This is a genomic window from Shewanella sp. DW31 (assembly GCF_015767295.1).
Taxonomy (GTDB): Bacteria; Pseudomonadota; Gammaproteobacteria; order Enterobacterales; family Shewanellaceae; genus Shewanella; species Shewanella oncorhynchi.
Genome location: NZ_JADWMP020000002.1, coordinates 17,667 through 35,541, shown reverse-complemented (window position 1 = coordinate 35,541; position 17,875 = coordinate 17,667). Strand labels below are relative to the sequence as shown.

Sequence of the window (17,875 nt, the reverse complement as noted above, 5' to 3'; positions counted from 1 at the left end):
CTCATGTTATCAGTGCCGCCCTGTGCGATGTGGATAGCCAAGGCGGCGCAACTATTTGTTATTTGTTATTTGTTATTTGTTATTCGAGATTAGCGTCTTTCTAATAGCGTAAACTCATTAAGCTTCTTCAATACAGATGGCGATATCTTTAACTTCATAAATTCGCAGGCCATCTTTACTCAAGTTGGCATCGCCCATAATGATGCGTTTGCCATTGTCGTCTGTCACGCTGGTAATGTGCACATCCAGCGACATCTGCTTGTTTAATGGGTTAATTTGGCCGCGATATTTCCATTTGATATCCGATAAAATCTGCCCAAATTTAGGACTCTTAAAACCCGCACCAAGGTCTTGGTCAATCGCATAGGTTTGCATCAGCTCGATAATGGCTTCAACCCCTAATGAGCCTGGCATCACAGGGTCTTGATGGAAATGGAATTGGAAGAACCAATCACTCGGGTCAATGGTGCGCTCGGCGTATAAATAGCCAAGGCCTGCTTTACCGCCGGCTTTCACTATGTCGGCCTTGTCGATAAAGTTAAGCTGACCGCCCGCTAAACGATAATACGGCTGACCTTCTGGCGCGTTAAAGCTGCGATGCTGTTTATCTAACAGATTGATTTGGCTATCGGCCGCTATGCCATTTTGCACATGCCAAGGCTGAGTTGTCTTGCCGTTGTCTATGCCTAACTGGTTTTTCAGTGCATCGCCCTTGAAATAACCAAATACCGCTTTACCTTGGTAGAAAGGCTCGCCATCGCAGCTTAATTCAAAACTGAAATTTTGGATGATGTTGCTGCCGGCAATCACAGTCGATAACAAACGTGAGTCGTTTACGATTGTCTTGCCGCGTAAATCCACATGGCGCAGCAGCTTACCGCTACCGTCTAAGTTACGGAAGAACAGCTCTTGGCCGGGGAAGCCCAAGGTGGTGCCCATATAGCCTGAGATAAAGCCGTTAGGCTGCAGTGATATTTCCATCAGCACTGAATAGGGCATCACGGCGTGATGGCTATTTTTAGCGTAATACCAAGCGTTTGCAGGCACTTCGTATTCGGCGATACATGAAGAGGGCTTTTTCAGCTCGCCGCGCTTGCCGTCAATGGCAATGACGCGAGTCGTGAGCTGTAAATCACCGCAAGGCGTGCGCGGTGGAATAAGGCCGCGATAGATATTGAAATCGGGGCCGAAGCAGTTTTCGATGTCGCCAGTGGCAAATTCGAACATGTGATACGGCGTGAACGGCAGGGTATCGGGCACGCGGTTGGCGTACTTTGAATCCGCTGGCGCAATCGGCGCAGGCACATGCTTAAGCGGCACTACGCCTTTATTGGTTGGCGCAGTTAAATCAGGCAACTGTGCCATCAGTGGCGCCGCTAATGATGCGGCTGTTGTCGAAACCTGCGGCGTAGTCGCCTTAGCCGCATTGCTAGCTGTGCTGGCATCATTATCCGCGAGGTAGCGGGTGCATTCGGCTTCTTCTTTGATCATCACTCCAAGGTTTTGGAAATCCACGACCACTTTGCCATTGAGCAAAATATCGATATTCGCCTTAGCATACGGGCGCGGGCTCATACCTATTTCGGTGATTTCCATGCGATAGGTGAGCAGGCCAGATTGCGGCAAAACTTGACCGCGACAGCGCACTTTTTGTGACGCATTTTCGAGCGGTTGGAAACGACCGTTTTTGACGCCCCCTTCTTCTGTGCTGGCGTGCATACCAATATGCAGCATAAAGAATTGCAGTAATTGACCACAGCCTTCGGCCATTAACGATCCCGCCATCACTTGGTCGCCCTTGAAATGACATGGGAAATACCAATGATCGGCTTCGAGCTGCTTATGGCCTTGAACTGAACCTAAGCCCCACGCGCCGCCATGCACCTCAAGATTGCTGACCTGTTCAATCATCAGGAATTTTTCAGATGCAAAACATAAAGAGGGCTGCAAACCATATTGGGCTTGATGCGCCGCGTGTGCACCGCCAAAACAGCCACCGATATCCGCGCCGAGCAGTTTATGGATTTGGCTGTAATCAAATTGGTTTTGCGCGCAATCAAGCAGCGGATTAAAGCGCTGTTTATTCGGATTATTCAAGGCGAGGTTACGCGCTTTGATTTCAGCTTCGGTGTGAATAACGCCTTTACCGTCGGCCAGTTCTTTATCGGTGAAGAAGCCGGCACAGCCGCCATCCATTTTAAGGATCAGCTTGTCACCCACGAAACATTCGTAGGAGAAGAAGAACAACAAGGTATCGCCATTGCGGGCAAAGTGATTGATGGAAATGTCGTAGCGCAGGGTGTCGCCACCGCGCGGTAAGTCGCCAAGGAAGGTCAGGGTGCAATCGAGCAGGCGATAAACGCGCTCGCCCTTGTTTTCAAAATCGATACCTAAGTAGCTGATCAGCATCAAGTCGCATTGCCCCGATTCGACCGCCACGGCCCAAGGGATTTGGCCATCGACCAAATACGGTGCGTCCACAGGAATGTCGTATTCTGTGGTCATAGTGCAAGGCTGATATTGGTTCATCTGGGCGTTTAATTTTGTTACCCGAGATACCAGCAAATAGTCTGTGGTTGGCAGACGTACACGACGCGAGTAGCTGTCGATAATGGCGTAATCTGGGCCAAAGACGTTAGCAATATCACCTTCGGCGTACTCGACTAAATCCGCATAATCCCAAATGCAAGGCTTGCTTATCGGTGTTGGCGGCGTGTACTCAGGCACTTTTGCATGATTGGGAAAAAGTGCAGGATGTGGAAGAACCGCTGTCGTAGATGCCTGAACTATGGCTTGCTGCCCCACCGGCGCAACTTGGCCAATTGATGTCAGTTCTCCCTTAAGTTGGGCTTTCATCAAGGCATCGGCCAGTTTCAAGCCTTCAGCACGGCTTTGTAAAAAGGCTAAATGGGCTTCACGGGCGAGTTGCTGATTGCTTAAAAATGCCGCGTCTTTTAGCTCTGCTTGAGTGGCGTTTTTATTGGTGCTTAGGGCATTCATTGGCATGCTGCTTAATGTCTCTTTTTGTTGAGCCGTGGTTGGGCTGCTTGTTGCAAAGCTATTCGTGTCTTTGCTCGCTATTTGGGCCAAATGTTTGCGCTGGCTGCGTGCTGGCAATGCCGTCATGGCTTGGGCTTTTTGTTGTATAGCATCAAGGCCTGCGATCGGAGTATCTAGGATATGCTGATAGATATCGCTGCCACCGAGCGTCACTTGTTTTATTAAGTGTTTTTGCTCTGAAAGCGTTAAGTCTTGTTCAAGCCTTTGCCGCAAACTGTGCGCTTGCGTGGCACTTTGGCTGAGCAGTAACTGCGAGCATTTACCTTGGCTAAACGTCGCTACGAGCGCGTGCTGCTGAGCTTGAGAAGAATGCTTGTTAAGTTGCGCTTGATTTTTAAGCTGCACCTGATTTTTAAGCTGAAGCAGCGCGCTTAAAATACTCGCCATACCCGCAGCGGCAAAGTTGTGGCCTAGGGTATCAGCGGCTTGGCTGCGCTCACTCACACTCGGCAGCAGGGTATTGAGTACCAACTCTGAATCGGCAAGTTGCTCAACCGCAATACTGGTTTCAATCAAGCTAATCTGGCTGCTATTCACCTTGGCTTGGGTTAGCAAGTCATCGCAAATACGCGCAGTGTTGCTATTACCTTGTATGTCACAAATCGCGCCAAATACTTGGCCGCTGATGTGACCATAACTGTCGCCATAGCTGCTATTGGCATTAGCATTGTCAGCGGCATTACTTGGCTGGGCTGCACTTGATTGCGCTGCCGTGAGCACTAATGCGCCTGCACCTTCACCGACTTTCCAGCCAGTGTCAGTCGCATTAAATGCCACTGGCGATACGGCATTTTTGAGGATCACTTGCTCTAGACTGCCACTTAAATCGACGGCGGCGATCACTACGGCATCTAAGGATTCTTGGGACAAGAGGTTTTCGGCCACATCGATACAGCGGGAGACCGATTGCTCCGCCGCCGAAATGGTAAAGGCAGGGCCGTTAAAGTCCCAAAGGGATGCGATACGTGACGCCATGATGTTGCCAATAAAACTGGTGTATTGGTTCAGTTTGGCGGCATCGAGCACACTGTCCATGGCGATTTTTTCAAGGGCGAGATACTCGGCTTGCGTGAGTGTTATCCCTTGTTTTTTAAGACTGTCTGCCAGTTGGGTGTGTAGATTTACGCGGCCACGGAACTGGTGTAATTCCAGTTCAGTTTCCATCGCCACTAATACGGCCACCTTGCCACCGGGTTTTAGATTGGCATCACGGATCGCTTCATCGGCCACTTTGATCAGCAGCAGTTGCTGGGAGATCAGGCGGTCATCCTCATTGGGCGGCACTTTAAAGCGCAGGAAGTCAAAATCGAACTGGTCGATATATGCGCCTTGCGGTACAGAAGACAAGCCAAAGTTAGCTAAGATCTCAGGATGTTTATCTAAGCCTTTCCAGCGTTTAGCGGGCAGCGGGATAAAGGCATCTTGCCGAGCATGAATCGTGTTATCCAGTGCATTAATGGAGGTTAAAGGCCCAAAGTGCGATGCTAAACCAATGATATTTAATGGCGTGTGCTGATAACTTACAGTAGCAGCCGGTTGTTCACTCTTTTTGTTTGTATTGGCAGCATAGGATTCCAGCAATAAATGCGCGTTACAGCCGCCAAAACCAAACACGGAAACACCTGCGTGGCGGCGGTCATTGCCAGCTTTATCGGGCCAAGCATGTAATTCTGTTGGCAGATTTTTAGCGCTAAATAAGCCCTTAGGCGAGGATATCGGCGCTGATAAGTTAATACTTGGCGGCAGTCGACCCGAGCGCATGGCAAAAATCATCTTCATGATCCCCGGCATGCCTGCGGCTGTGAGTAAATGGCCTAAGTTGGATTTTGCCGAACCGATCAGCGGCACTGCAGAGCCTGCGAGTTTGTCCTCAAAAAAGCGTTCCATCGAAGCGAGTTCGACCTTATCCCCAAGCGGCGTGCCTGTGGCATGGCATTCAATCACTTCGATATTGGCAGGCAGTGTGTTTGCCGCATTATAGGCGCGCTCGAAGGCTTGTACTTGGCCCTTGCTGTTGGGGCTTAATACAAACTGGCCTTTACCGTCGTTCGACAAACCAATGCCGCTAACGACGGCATAGATGTTATCGCCATCGCGCTCGGCATCTTCTAAGCGTTTTAAGACTAACACCCCAGCGCCTTCTCCAGCGAATAAGCCTTTGCTGTTGCTATCAAAGGGCGCTGAAATACCGTGATCTGGGTAGGCGTGGAAAATTGAGAATCCCATGTTGATAAAAAAGGGATCGGCGCCCGATACTGCGCCCGCAAGCATCATATCGGCCTTGCCAGTTGTTAGGTAATCGCAGGCGAGTTTGAGTGCATAAACCGAGCTGGCGCAGGCGGCGTCCAGACTCAACTGAGTGCCACCCAAACCGAGCGCATCGCTGACCAGCTTTGAGGCTGTGTGGGCAACCGCGCCATTGGCGACGTTTAATGCTTGGTTATTGGCATTGAGAGCGTTAACTGAGTTGCCAAAATCAGCCAACTGAAATGCGCTTTGGTTAAGTTTGTTTTGTAGCGCCTTTTCAACGGTTTGATGATACAGAGGCAAAAATAATTCGTTGGAGCGGGCCGTGGGGAACGACAAGGTTCCCATTACGATACCTGTGCGCGCCAGTACGGCATCGCTTGGTGCAATCCCTGCGTCTTGAAGGGCTTTACGACTGCAATCGAGTGCCCATAAAAAGCTTTCATCTAAACCGTCAAAGGCAGACTCAGGCAGTTGATAGCCCTTGGCATCAAACTCAAAGTGCTGGATGTAGCCGCCCTTATCACAGTAAAAACGGTCAGACTGACCCTGCACACCTTGGTAATCGGCGGGATTGGCATTGAGCTTTTCGCGACTGATTTGGGTGCGAGAGTCTTTTTTATCCAACAGATTTTGCCAGAAGGTTTGTGGATTATCGGCGTCAGGATACTGAGTCGCAAGACCGACAATCGCAATTTTTGACGCACTTTTTGATGCGCGGTTTGACGCAATGGTAGGCACGTTAGTTTTATCAATAGTAGGGGAATGCTGAGAACTCACTGGGGTTCTCCTTCTGGTGATACTGCTGATGATAAAGGGGCTTTGTTAGCACTTAATGGCTGAATGAGCGGCGTGAGCGAAAGCGGCACTCTGTGGCTTATTAGCTGAGCTAAACACTTGAGTAAGCAGGTAATCGCATCGGCACCCTTGGCATTGCAAGCAATGGCGACTGTTGCCTCGTTCGCCGTGCTTTGGCCTGCATGGGCGTGGCTAATTTTATCTATGAGTGTGCTGGTTTGCCTATCGGCGCCCACTTCGACAAATAGCCTTGCGCCTTGCTCAGTGGCATTTTGAATGAGTGCACTAAAGTCGAGTGGCGAACAAAAGGTATCGGCAATCGCGCGGCCAATGCTGTGACTATCAACGGTTACTGGCGCAGTTTGCGCTGCGCTAATAAAGCGAATAGGCGAGCCATGTGCTGCCGCTTCCAGCGCCTTAGGTTCCAGCGCCTTAGGTTTCAGTGCCTCAGGTTTCACTGCTTGAGTATAGAAATCTTGTACTTGCCCATGGACTAACAGGGCTGGCGCGGTATGCATTGCCGTGACGCGATTGGCGGCAATCCCACGCTTACCTAACTTTGCAAGCAGGGCTTTACAGCTTGTTTCGCAGCCGGCAATAACGCAAGTATCACCTTGAATGATGGCTAAGTAAGCGCGAGGGAACTCTGGCAGTAATGCTTTGATTTCATTGCTATCAGTACGCACCACAAAGCTGTTCCACACTATGGATTCATTATCCTTAAGCTGCCATGCTCGGCGCACTGCGGTTAGCTCGCCAGAAATGGCATGGTTGAAAATATCGCTATTTTCGGTGGCCTTGATCATAGCATGGGGCGTTTGCCACACATCTAGGCTGGCCCACATGGCGGCTTCGCCCATTGAGTAACCCAGCGCCATTTTTGGCTTAATATTAAAGACTTGGGTTAAAAGCTTAGTGAATAGGTAGCTGGCGCCCACGCCACTAATCGCTTGCTGGCTTAAGCTCATGCTTGCTGCGGTTTTTACATCTGCGGCATAAATCTGCGATGATTGCAGCATGGCGCTTAAATCGCCTTCACGTTCTAGCTGGTGATACAGCGCGGGGAAATACTCATGCAAGTTATTGAACATATTGGCGTAAACCGTGCCAACACCGGGATATACAAAGGTCAGGCCCGCATCCCCTAGCGGCTTAGCGGTGAAACAGCTACCCGCTGGCGTTTTAAAGTGTTGACCATGATGACGCACTGCATCATTTTCAAGCGCCGAAAGCATAGCTTTGGCTTCAAGTTTGAGGTCATCAATTGATGCCGCCATCAAGACTAATGCCAGTGGTGCGTTGGCATCATAGCGTTCAAACCAAGGTTTGAGATATTCCGCGAGAAAGCCTACGCTATTTTCCTGGGTGCCTGCACCATTTTCGACTGTATTAACTAGTTGCAATACTTGCGCGATGAGTGAATCAATATTGTCAGCACTTATCGGCACAAACAGCCGGTTTTCATCAACAAGAGCTTTGGGCACCACAACTTGTGTGCCTTGGGTCAGTACTAGGCTTTGGCTTAGATTTCGAGACTCATCCGTTTTACTTGACGTTTTTGCGACAAGATTTAGACACAAAACCCGCGCTTGATGTTGGTCGCTAAACCAATAGCCTGCTTGATGATTTGTGCCGTTTGCCTCTTTAATATCAGTTGCGCCATGAAGCGGCGCTTGTGTTCGCGCTGCGAAGGCGGTTACGCCTTGGCGCAGCGCAACAAATGCCTCGTTGAGAGTGTTGGCGACAGTCTGATGTTGAACGGTTTGAGCTGGGCTGCGCTTTGCCGCCACTAACGCCGTATTTGCAATAGCCGCTACATTTGCAACACCTGTAGTTTGATTGCCAGCGGCAAAGCCAGCAATAAACGCGTGGGCGTGAAGACGCAGTTTGGCGGCGCATAAACCATCAAGCAAATACAGAGACTGGGGCAGATTGCCATCATTGAATTTAAGTTCAACCAGCTTGCCTTGCTCAATGGCTGTTGTTGCTTGGCCTAACAAGGCGGTGAGCGACCTTTGCTCATGCACTGACGGTTCATGTACTGTTGATTGGTTGGCATCGGCAGCGCAAATTTGAACTCTTTCACGTTCCGCAAACGTCTTTAATACTTGGGCTGAGTGAGAGTCAAGATTGACCGCGTCGCCAAGCAACACTGCAATACGCAGTGGCTTGGCAAGCTTTTCAGTCATAGCCGTGTCTGCTATCGACGTTTCAGTTTGGCCGCTATGTAGAGTTGCTAAAGTGTGGGCTAAATTCACTCGACTTTTGCCTCCACGCTTTCAATGGCTTTATTCGCAGCGGTTTGATTAGCAGCAACTTTATTCGCAACTTTATTGGCTAAGAATGCACCGTTAAGGTTTTTACTGATGGTGACTTTGGCGTTGTTCATCTCGCAGCTTAAACGACCATCTTGATGATACAGCGTGATATTGGCTTCAAGGGCACGGCCTGAGTGTTTTACAACCTCGAGCACTAGATACCCTTTATCGCCAAAGGCAAACGGCGCATGGGAAATAAACTCCCCAATGCTTGATGGCAAACTCGCCGCGCCATATTTGAGTCTCGCCCACACCAGCATAGCCTGCAGCAACAAATCATCCGCAAAGGCTTGTGAGCCTTTAGGGGCCAGATTGGGCACAAAACTCCCGCAGTCCGCTAACGCAACATGGGGAAGACTCACCTTAGCGACTAAGCTCGCATCGTCAAACTTCACCACCGACTCAATACCTTGCAGTCTTGGGCCGTGGAAAAGCGTGCCGTCGCTGTAAAGGCTGCTCGCGGTTGTGATGGCAGAAAGTCCTGCCAAACTGTGCGCGTCAAAAGCAGTTGCTTTGCTGTTAGTGGCTAAGTTATCACTTGCCGCGTCATCAACAGCATCATCAACGACTAGGATGGCCTGATATTGCGGACGACCTTCAAAGCTGATTAAGGCACTGAATTGTTCACTCAAGTACTCGTCAGTATCTTTCGCGGCTTTATCCGTTAACGCAATCGGTGCAAGTTCAAGTTCTAGCGTGATGGGGGCTGCACTTTCTAACACTCCATTTTGTAACACGGCAGTGTCGAAAATAATGCCCTTCAACAGCTTGTAGCTTTGCACTTTGACAGGCTGCTTGAGCACATCAAAGGCGGCTTCACGCATCCACTGAATCGCGCACACAGTCGGTAATACGGGATTACCATTAATGCAGTGATCTTCAATAAAGATCATTGCCTTAGGGTCCAGTGTGCGCTTTAGTTTTACAGCGTTAGGCAAAGCATGCGGACCCGACGAGTCAGTGGTCAGATCCGCTTCAGGCTTTTTTAGATTGCTACCTTGAGTTGCTTGCTCGTCACTTGGAACTGTGCCTTGCATATCAGTACCGACCAGCAATTGTGCGCCTGTGTTGCTCAGTAATTGGCTAGCAAATAACTCAGCGCCTGCCTTTAGCGGGATCACATAAACACCGCGATCCATAAACATCTTTTTCAGCGCAGGATTCACCATGCCGCCGTCCCACGGACCCCAATCGAAGCTCATCACTTTGGCATTTGGCAGTTGCTGCGCCAGTTGCAGTGCGGCTTTGTTGAGTATGTCGTTGGACATAGCGTAATCGCTTTGGCCAGTATTGCCGTAAAAACCCGCCGCCGAAGAGAATAGGGCAATCAGTTTTAATTTATCTAAATCCAGTGCAGCAAGTAGATTGCTTATACCTGTGACCTTAGTGCCATACACCCGTGCTAACTCATCTAAGGTTTTGTCTTGGATGTGTTTATCGGCGAGTACGCCCGCACCATGGATGATGCCAGTAATAGGCGACAACTCGGTGATCGGCACTATCGTGCTGGCGATCGCATCGGGATTGTTAACATCGAGACTTAAGTACTCGGCGCTCGCGCCCACAGCGGTAAAGGCTTGCAGTGCGGCTGCAATTTCTAGGCTGCTTTGAACTGGCCATACTAAGGCATCCACTTGTTTTGGCGTGGGTTTCTCGCCCAAGCTTTGAATGTGGGAAATAGCTGCGGCTTTAAGTTCACTGTTATTCTTACCCTGTGCCCAAGCGGGAATGGCTTGTTGGCTGCTTCTGCCAGCAAGGATAAAGTGCGCCTTGCTGCGTTTGGCTAAACTTAGCGCACATTCAAAGGTCACGCCTTTTGCGCCACCGGTCACCAGTATTTTATCTGCACTCGTCAAGTTTGCCGCGCTGTGGCGGGTATCAGCCTTGCCAGCAACTAAGGTTACACGCTCAAGTGCTTGGGCTGCGCCTTGGTTAACACCGACTTCCAATACGTTATCGGTTGCAAAGAGCTCAGCGATCACAGCATTGGCCAGTTGCTTGGCATCAAGTGTTGGCGCGATATCTAAGGCGCGGCAATGCACGCTTGGCCACTCGTGGCTCAAGGTTTTCGTTAGACCTGCCAATGCTGCTTGGTTTAACTCGCTGCGGGCAATTTGGCTGTGGTTAAGATAACCAAAACCACCGTCGATACGACTGACGCTGATAAAACTACTACCAGTATTGGCGGTCGCTGCTGTTGTTAAAAACGGTTGTAAGTGCTTGGCGAACAAGAACGCTTGCTCGACGGATGCCTTGGCGGCACTGGACAACACTAAACCTTTCGCATCGGCTGAGGTTTTATGTTGTGGTTGCAGATGAATAAAGCCTGCAACTGTACCTAAGCTTTTGATCTCATTAATTACTGCACCAATGCTGGCATCGTCAATCGCCGCCAATGTGAAGCTGGTAATGTGGCTATTGAGCGGTGATGTACTGGCCACAAGGCTTTCAGGCGAGCGCACAACCGCAACCGTTAGACCTTGAGCATGCAATTTTTCGGCAAGTACGCCAGCATTGTGACCATCATCGCTAATGATAATGCAGGCATCTTTAGCAAAAACGCGTGGCAGACCTTGTTGCGCTGATTGCTTTGACGATTGCTGTGGCGATAGTTGCGCTAGCTCAGCCGCCGCTGGCAACTTTTTTAGCACCACCTCACTGTGTGGCGGTAAATCGATAGTAGGTTCAGGCTGAACGACAGCGCTAACTGGCGCGGCATTCTGGCTTACCGCGTTTTGGCCTAGCTTGCCTTGCATATAGCTAACGATTTCACCTAAGGTACGACACTCGGCCAGATCTTCAGGATTGAGTTCAGGTAAACCCGGTAGCTCGTCTTGCACTGTGCCTAAAATTTCAACGCGCTTGATGGAATCGATACCTAGATCGGCTTCCATATCCATGCTGAGTTCTAGCATTTCAGTGGGGTAGCCAGTCTTGTCGGCCACCACAGCCATCATGGTTTGTTGGACTTTTTCAGCGCTTAAACCGTTATTTGTTGTAGCGGTAACAGTGACTTGCGCTGCTGTTGTAGTTGAAATCGAGCCAACCGCAGGTAGTTTGCTGTTCATGTAGTCAACGATTTCACCTAAGGTGCGACACTCGGCCAGATCTTCTGGACTGAGTTCTGGTAAGCCTGGTAGCTCGTCTTGCACTGTGCCTAGGATTTCAACGCGCTTAATCGAATCGATACCTAGATCGGCTTCCATATCCATGCTGAGCTCCAACATTTCAGTCGGATAGCCTGTCTTGTCAGCCACCACAGCCATCATGGTTTGTTGTACTAACGCAGCGCTTAAACCGCTGGCGGCAGGCGCGGCAGTTGTCACATGAGTTGCTACGATAACTGATCCCGCAGTTGGCAGCTTGTCATTTTGTGTAAGCTTACTTTGCATGTAGTTAACGATTTCGCCTAAGGTACGACACTCGGCCAGATCTTCTGTGCTGAGTTCAGGTAAGCCGGGCAGTTCGTCTTGCACTGTACCTAAGATTTCAACGCGCTTGATGGAATCGATACCGAGATCGGCTTCCATATCCATGCTGAGCTCCAGCATTTCAGTGGGGTAGCCCGTCTTGTCGGCTACCACTGCCATCATCGTTTGTTGCACTAACGCAGCGCTTAAACCGCTGGCTGCAGGAGTTGTTGGCGCTGTTGTAGAAACGACAACTTGGTCAGCCGCTGGCAATTTGCTGTTCATGTAGTCAACGATTTCACCTAAGGTACGGCACTCAGCCAAATCTTCTGGGCTGAGCTCTGGTAAGCCCGGCAGTTCGTCTTGTACTGTGCCTAAGATTTCAACGCGCTTAATAGAATCGATACCTAAATCGGCTTCCATATCCATGCCAAGTTCCAGCATTTCAGTCGGATAGCCTGTCTTGTCAGCCACCACAGCCATCATGGTTTGTTTAACAAGTGCAGCGCTTAAACCATTAGCGGCAGGAGCTGTTGGCGCAGTTGTAGAAACTACAACTTGGCCAGCCGCAGGCAATTTGCTGTTCATATAGTCAACGATTTCACCTAAGGTACGACACTCGGCCAAATCTTCTGGGCTGAGTTCAGGTAAGCCCGGCAGTTCGTCTTGCACTGTGCCTAAGATTTCAACGCGCTTAATCGAATCTATACCTAAATCGGCTTCCATATCCATGCCAAGCTCTAGCATTTCAGTGGGGTAGCCTGTTTTATCGGCAACCACAGCCATCATGGTTTGTTGTACTAACGCAGCGCTTAAACCGCTCGTTGCTGTTGCCGCAGGTGTCACTTCTGGCATCACTACAGCAGGCATGACTAATGCTGGAGCAGCAGGAGTTGCTGGCGCAACTTGTACAGTCACAGCAGGTGAATAAGCAACGGGAGCGGTTTGCACAACAGGCGCAACAGGTGTGCTAACCGCGGGTCTCGTCGCAACAGCTTGAGCCGCTACTGGTGCAGCATTATGTGGCATTGTCGTTGCAGCAACAGGTGCAGGAGCCGGCGCAGTTGCTCGTGGCTGACTTGCAACTGCTGGAGTAAAGTTAATCGGCGCATTGTTTAGCATGGCCAAGGCCGCTTGGCAGCTACTGCTTTGCAGTTGCATAAATTCGGCGTGGCTTTGCAGGGTTTGCGCTTGATGCTGGTGGAACATTTCCATCGAGCGTTGCAGGCTTTCAGGGATTGCAATGCCAAGGCTTGCCATCTTGGCTTGTTCAGTCATCAGTGTCGTGAAGGTATCGCCGTATTGCTGCGGGATAGCTAAAAACTGTTGATGTAACTGCGCCGCTTGAGATTGTGCGCTGAAAAATGCCGTTAACGCATCGCTGCTGACGTTAGGTGTGCTTGGGTTTAACTGCGCCGTCGCTTGCTGCTGATTGCTTAAGCCTTGCGCAACGCTTGGGGATGTTTGTTTCATTTCAACAGCTGCCACTTGATTCGCTTCCACTTCTATTATTTTCTCAACCACTTTTTCGACGATGACTTCTCTCTCAACAATTTTTTCGACTTCTTTTTCGACAACCGTTTCAACGATGCGATCCACATATTGCACTTGGCTAGTCACGCTGCCTGTGGCGAGGGATTTGGCCATCTTAGCTTTGGTCGCAGCACTAATGTGGTTAGTGGCGGTGAGTTTGATGTTCATTGCTGATGGCGCTTCACGCTCGGCAATCTCTTGTGACGTGACGGCTTGATAGGGGTCAACCTCAGTTAACGCCACGCCGGCTACCGCGAGTTGCACTGTGGCTAAGCGTAATTGACTGTCACTGTCGCCCTTAGGATTCGGGTTCATGCTGACAAGGCAAAGCTCATTTAAGTGTTCGCCTAAGGTATTTTCAACTAACTTTTGCAGTATGTTTTTAGGGCCAAACTCAACAAACACACGGGCGCCAGCGTCATACATGGCCTGCAGTTGTTCGCTAAAGCGAACCGATTGCAGCATATGTTGCTTGAATTCTGCTTTAATCGCTTTGCCATCGGTTGGGTGTAATTGACCCGTGCCGTTGGCATAAAGTGCGACAGAAGGTGCGCTGAATTTAGCTTTATCAATGGCTTTGGCAAATGGCTTTTGTGCGTGTCCAACCAATGGGGTATGGAACGCGCCTGAGACGGGCAAGGCAATCGCTTTAAAGCCCAGTTCGCTAATGGCTTTAGCGGCCAGCTGAGTTTGCTCTGTGCCACCTGCGATGACTAATTGCGTCGGCGCGTTGTAGTTGGCAATTTTAACGCCATCAAACTGGGCTAAACAGCTATTGAGCGCATCGATGTCATTCTTTTGTTTAAGAATGATGGCGAACATTGTCCCTAAGTCAGTTTGAGTTCCAGTGTCTGCGGCTTTACTCGCGGTATCGCTCGGCACTTGCGCCATGGCGTGCCCGCGGGCGAAGGCCAGTTCGACGTAATCTTCATTGGAAATCACGCCTGCCGCGCAAAGGGCTGACAATTCACCAAAGCTGTGACCTGCCACCATATCGGGTGCAAAACCCGCTTGCGTTAATAGCGAATATTGCGCCATTGAAATTGCGCCAATGGCGCTTTGGGCGAACAGGGTATTGGTCAGCGCCGCTTCTTGGGCTTTAACCGCATCGGCATCGAATGCCGGAATAGGGTAAAGGATGTTCGATAACGGTGTTTGACCGTGGTGAGCAAATACTTTATCGCTGGCCGTCACTTGTTGGCGCATTTCAGGGAAATGGCAGGCGAGTTCGCGGCCCATGTTCAGGTACTGTGAACCTTGACCTGCAAACAGGGCAGCTACTTTCTTTGATTCATTTTTAGCGACCAAGGCATGGGAGCGGTAGCTGATACCAGAAGGTAATTGCCACGCCTCGCTTGCACTGGTTTCTAGGTGCCCGCTTTCTAAATGCGCAATCGATTGATTTAGCTGAGCTTGTAGCTGAGCGATATCCTTAGCCACAAAACCTAAACGGGCATCTGTGTCTGCCAGCGGGCGCAGCGGATATTGCTGAGCGATAGCGTTCAGGCTCGCAGCGCTGCTCTTATTCGCATTTGCGCTTGTGTTCACGCTTTGGCTCAGCGCAGCTTTTAACTCGCTAAGCAGCGCGGCTTTATTGGCTGCGGCAAACAATAGTGTCTGCGGCACACTGCGCTGACGATATTGCTCATCGCGGCTGTGCTCAGGTTTGTATTCTTCTAATACGAGATGGAAGTTCGTGCCGCCAAAACCAAAGGAGCTTACACCTGCACGGCGCGGCGTTGCATCGGCGCGCTGGAACCATGGGCGAGTTTCGGTATTTAAATAGAATGGTGAGCTTTCGATATTCAGTTTTGGATTAGGCTTGCTAACGTTAATGGTCGCAGGCAATACCTTGTGGTGCAGCGCTAGCGCGGCTTTGATCACCCCAGCAGTGCCTGCTGTGGATTTAGTGTGGCCCACTTGGGATTTTACTGAACCTAACGCGATATGTTGATTTGTGTCGTTGCCTTGGGCAAATACTGATTTTAAGCCATTAAATTCAGCCACATCACCTGCGGCAGTACCCGTGCCATGGGCTTCAACTAAGCCAATGCTGTGCGGGGCAAAACCCGCATCGTCGTAAGCGCGTTCGAGAGCTTTAGCTTGGCCCTCAGGGCGCGGCGCATAAATACTCTTAAACTTACCGTCAGATGAGGCGCCAACGCCTTTGATGACGGCATAAATTCGGTCGCCATCGCGCTCGGCATCTTCAAGGCGTTTAAGCGCGACCATGCCGATCCCTTCGCCGATCATCATGCCTTTTGAATCGATATCAAAGGGTTGAATGGTTTCGTTAGTGGTGAAGGCTGGCGTTTTTGAGAAGCTCATGTACATGGACGGCGAGTTATCAGTACAGACACCGCCGGTTAACATCATGTCGCTGCGACCTTCGGTCAGTTCAGTTAGCGCCATACGCATAGCGGCAAGCGAGCCCGCACAGGCAGCATCGACCACACAGTTCATGCCGCCAAAATCAAACCGGTTGGCGATACGGCCTGCAATCACGTTGCCTAAGGACCCTGGGAAAGAGTTTTCTTCCCAGTGGATATATTGGTCTTGGAACTTTTTGATCAGCATTTCGCTGTCTTCATCGCTCAGGCCGCTGCTTTTGAATACTTTTTTAAGCACTGGATATTGCAGGCGCGAGTTCAAGCTCTGACTGATTTTTTGACCACCACCCACGCCTAGGGTGATGCCGATACGGTCACGGTCGTAATCGGCGGGCAGATTAGCATCGGCAAGCACTTCTTTGGCGACAATCAGCGACAGCAGTTGCGAGGTATCTGTCAGCTCAAGAATATTGGGCGGCAGACCGAATTCCATTGGATTGAAGTCGACTTCTGGTAAAAAACCACCGCGTTTACAGTAGCTTTTATCGGCTTTGCTTTTGTCGGCATCGTAGTAATCTTCGGCGCGCCAATGGGTGTCTGGGATGTCAGTAATGGCATCGATTTTTTCGCTGATCAAATCCCAAAATTTATTTAAATAACGCGAGTTAGCGAAGATGCTGGCCATGCCGACGATGGCAACGGGCATATCTTTTAAACGTTTGTTGAGTCGTTTATCTTTTTTTGACTCAGTCGCAGAATTAGGTACAGAAGGGGTATGGCTCATAAAGAGTCTCCACGGGTCGACCTGGATACGGTGACCTTGTTTTGGGATCCAGCCGCGCTTGTCTTTGGCGTGCCATGGGCACTGGGAAAACGGGCTAAGAAGGTGTGATAGTTGCGAACGAGCAACTTTCGTAAATGAAACGGCCCATGTCTGAGGACATAGGCGATATATCTATTGGTCGCTTGGGTATTGCTGTCTTGATAAATATCGAGGTAAATCCAATCACTTGCCGTGTCTACGCCTAATAGTACTGAGCTTGGCGCTTGCTCAGTGAGCTGCGGCGGTATGGTGAGTGACACCACTTGCACCACAGTATTGCCGTCGGTACTCGGCAATGCGAGGGCTTTGGCCAAGGTTTCTGGATTGACCGTATAGGTTTGGATATCGCTGCCTTGCGTCACAGGCAATTGATTAAAATAGCGTTCGGGGACTTGCGGTGCTTCAAATTCATCGAGCCGCGATATGCCGTAGCGCTTTAAGCAACGGGCAAGGCCGGAGCGCGACACATTGGGATTAATAAAGGTTTGGGTAACCTGAAGTAATCTATCTAAGGTGAGTTTGAGTTGGTAGCGTAATCCCACCACCACATATTCTTCCATCGGCGTGAGCGTGGTATTGAGGTGGTGGGGCGTGTTCGAACTATTGCTAATGGACTCACGCTTCCGCCATTTACGCACCGTTGCCTCGGTGATATTTAAAATTTTTGCCAGCTGGCTGACGCTCAGATCCGATTGCTGGATAAATAGTCGCATTTCAGGCGTGGTGGTGGCGTTTCGATGCCGAGGTGCGCTGTCTTTTTTCGCCGCTTGAGTCGTGCTCTTGGGGGCGTAAGACGGCGCTTTAGATTGAGAGTCGCGAGCTGCCATTAATAATAATTATCATCCGACATAATCTATTGGGACTGAGAAGCCATTTTGGCTGAGTCAGCTGTGGCACTCTTGAAGAACATAGTGACACTCATCGTAAAACCTGTGCTTATCATCTGTGTCACTTAATGGGGATGCAGATTACCTGAGGTTTCGGGTCGATACAATCATCTGGGACTGGAATTTATCGGCTTTCGTTGAGTAATGGTATTTTCTGTGCGTTATGTTGGGTTTTCGTTGACCGCTTGGGCTTTTTAATACTTTGATAGTGGAATAATTAAATTTTTAGGGGCGATAAAGACCGCTTTTTTGAGTTAGCGGGGTAAAATAGCCCAATATTGGCTTACGTCCCTTTCGTCATGAATGAGACTGTGCGGCTAAACCTGTTAATTTGGGCGCAAAATCTTGGCGCAATTGCAGCAAAAATTTGCGCTTAGGATGGCGTTCAGAGTCGTTCTAAGAATTGCTCTAATTAGAGTGCTGCTAAGAATTGAACTCGGGCTTAGTTGAAACTATTTAAGATGCATAA

General features: G+C 49.9%; 4 protein-coding genes. All 4 read right to left on the bottom strand.

The window, feature by feature from the left end:
- Positions 1-117: 117 nt before the first annotated feature.
- From GWI56_RS02490 to GWI56_RS02475, 4 genes are read right to left on the bottom strand one after another with little or no spacing between them, the layout of a single operon-like run.
- Positions 118-6,087: a beta-ketoacyl synthase N-terminal-like domain-containing protein gene (locus GWI56_RS02490; RefSeq protein ID WP_198572050.1), complete on the bottom strand. Its 5,970-nt coding sequence runs from the start codon at positions 6,085-6,087 to the stop codon at positions 118-120.
- Positions 6,084-8,363, bottom strand: coding sequence for a PfaB family protein (locus tag GWI56_RS02485; protein ID WP_198572049.1), 2,280 nt, complete (start codon positions 8,361-8,363; stop codon positions 6,084-6,086). The genes GWI56_RS02490 and GWI56_RS02485 overlap by 4 nt, the downstream gene beginning before the upstream one ends.
- Complete coding sequence (locus GWI56_RS02480; RefSeq protein ID WP_198572048.1) at positions 8,360-16,480, bottom strand: type I polyketide synthase; 8,121 nt, start codon at positions 16,478-16,480, stop codon at positions 8,360-8,362. Before GWI56_RS02480 ends, GWI56_RS02485 begins: the two co-directional genes overlap by 4 nt.
- Positions 16,477-17,346, bottom strand: a complete 870-nt coding sequence (locus tag GWI56_RS02475; protein ID WP_198572047.1) for a helix-turn-helix domain-containing protein — start codon at positions 17,344-17,346, stop codon at positions 16,477-16,479. Before GWI56_RS02475 ends, GWI56_RS02480 begins: the two co-directional genes overlap by 4 nt.
- Positions 17,347-17,875 lie beyond the last annotated feature (529 nt).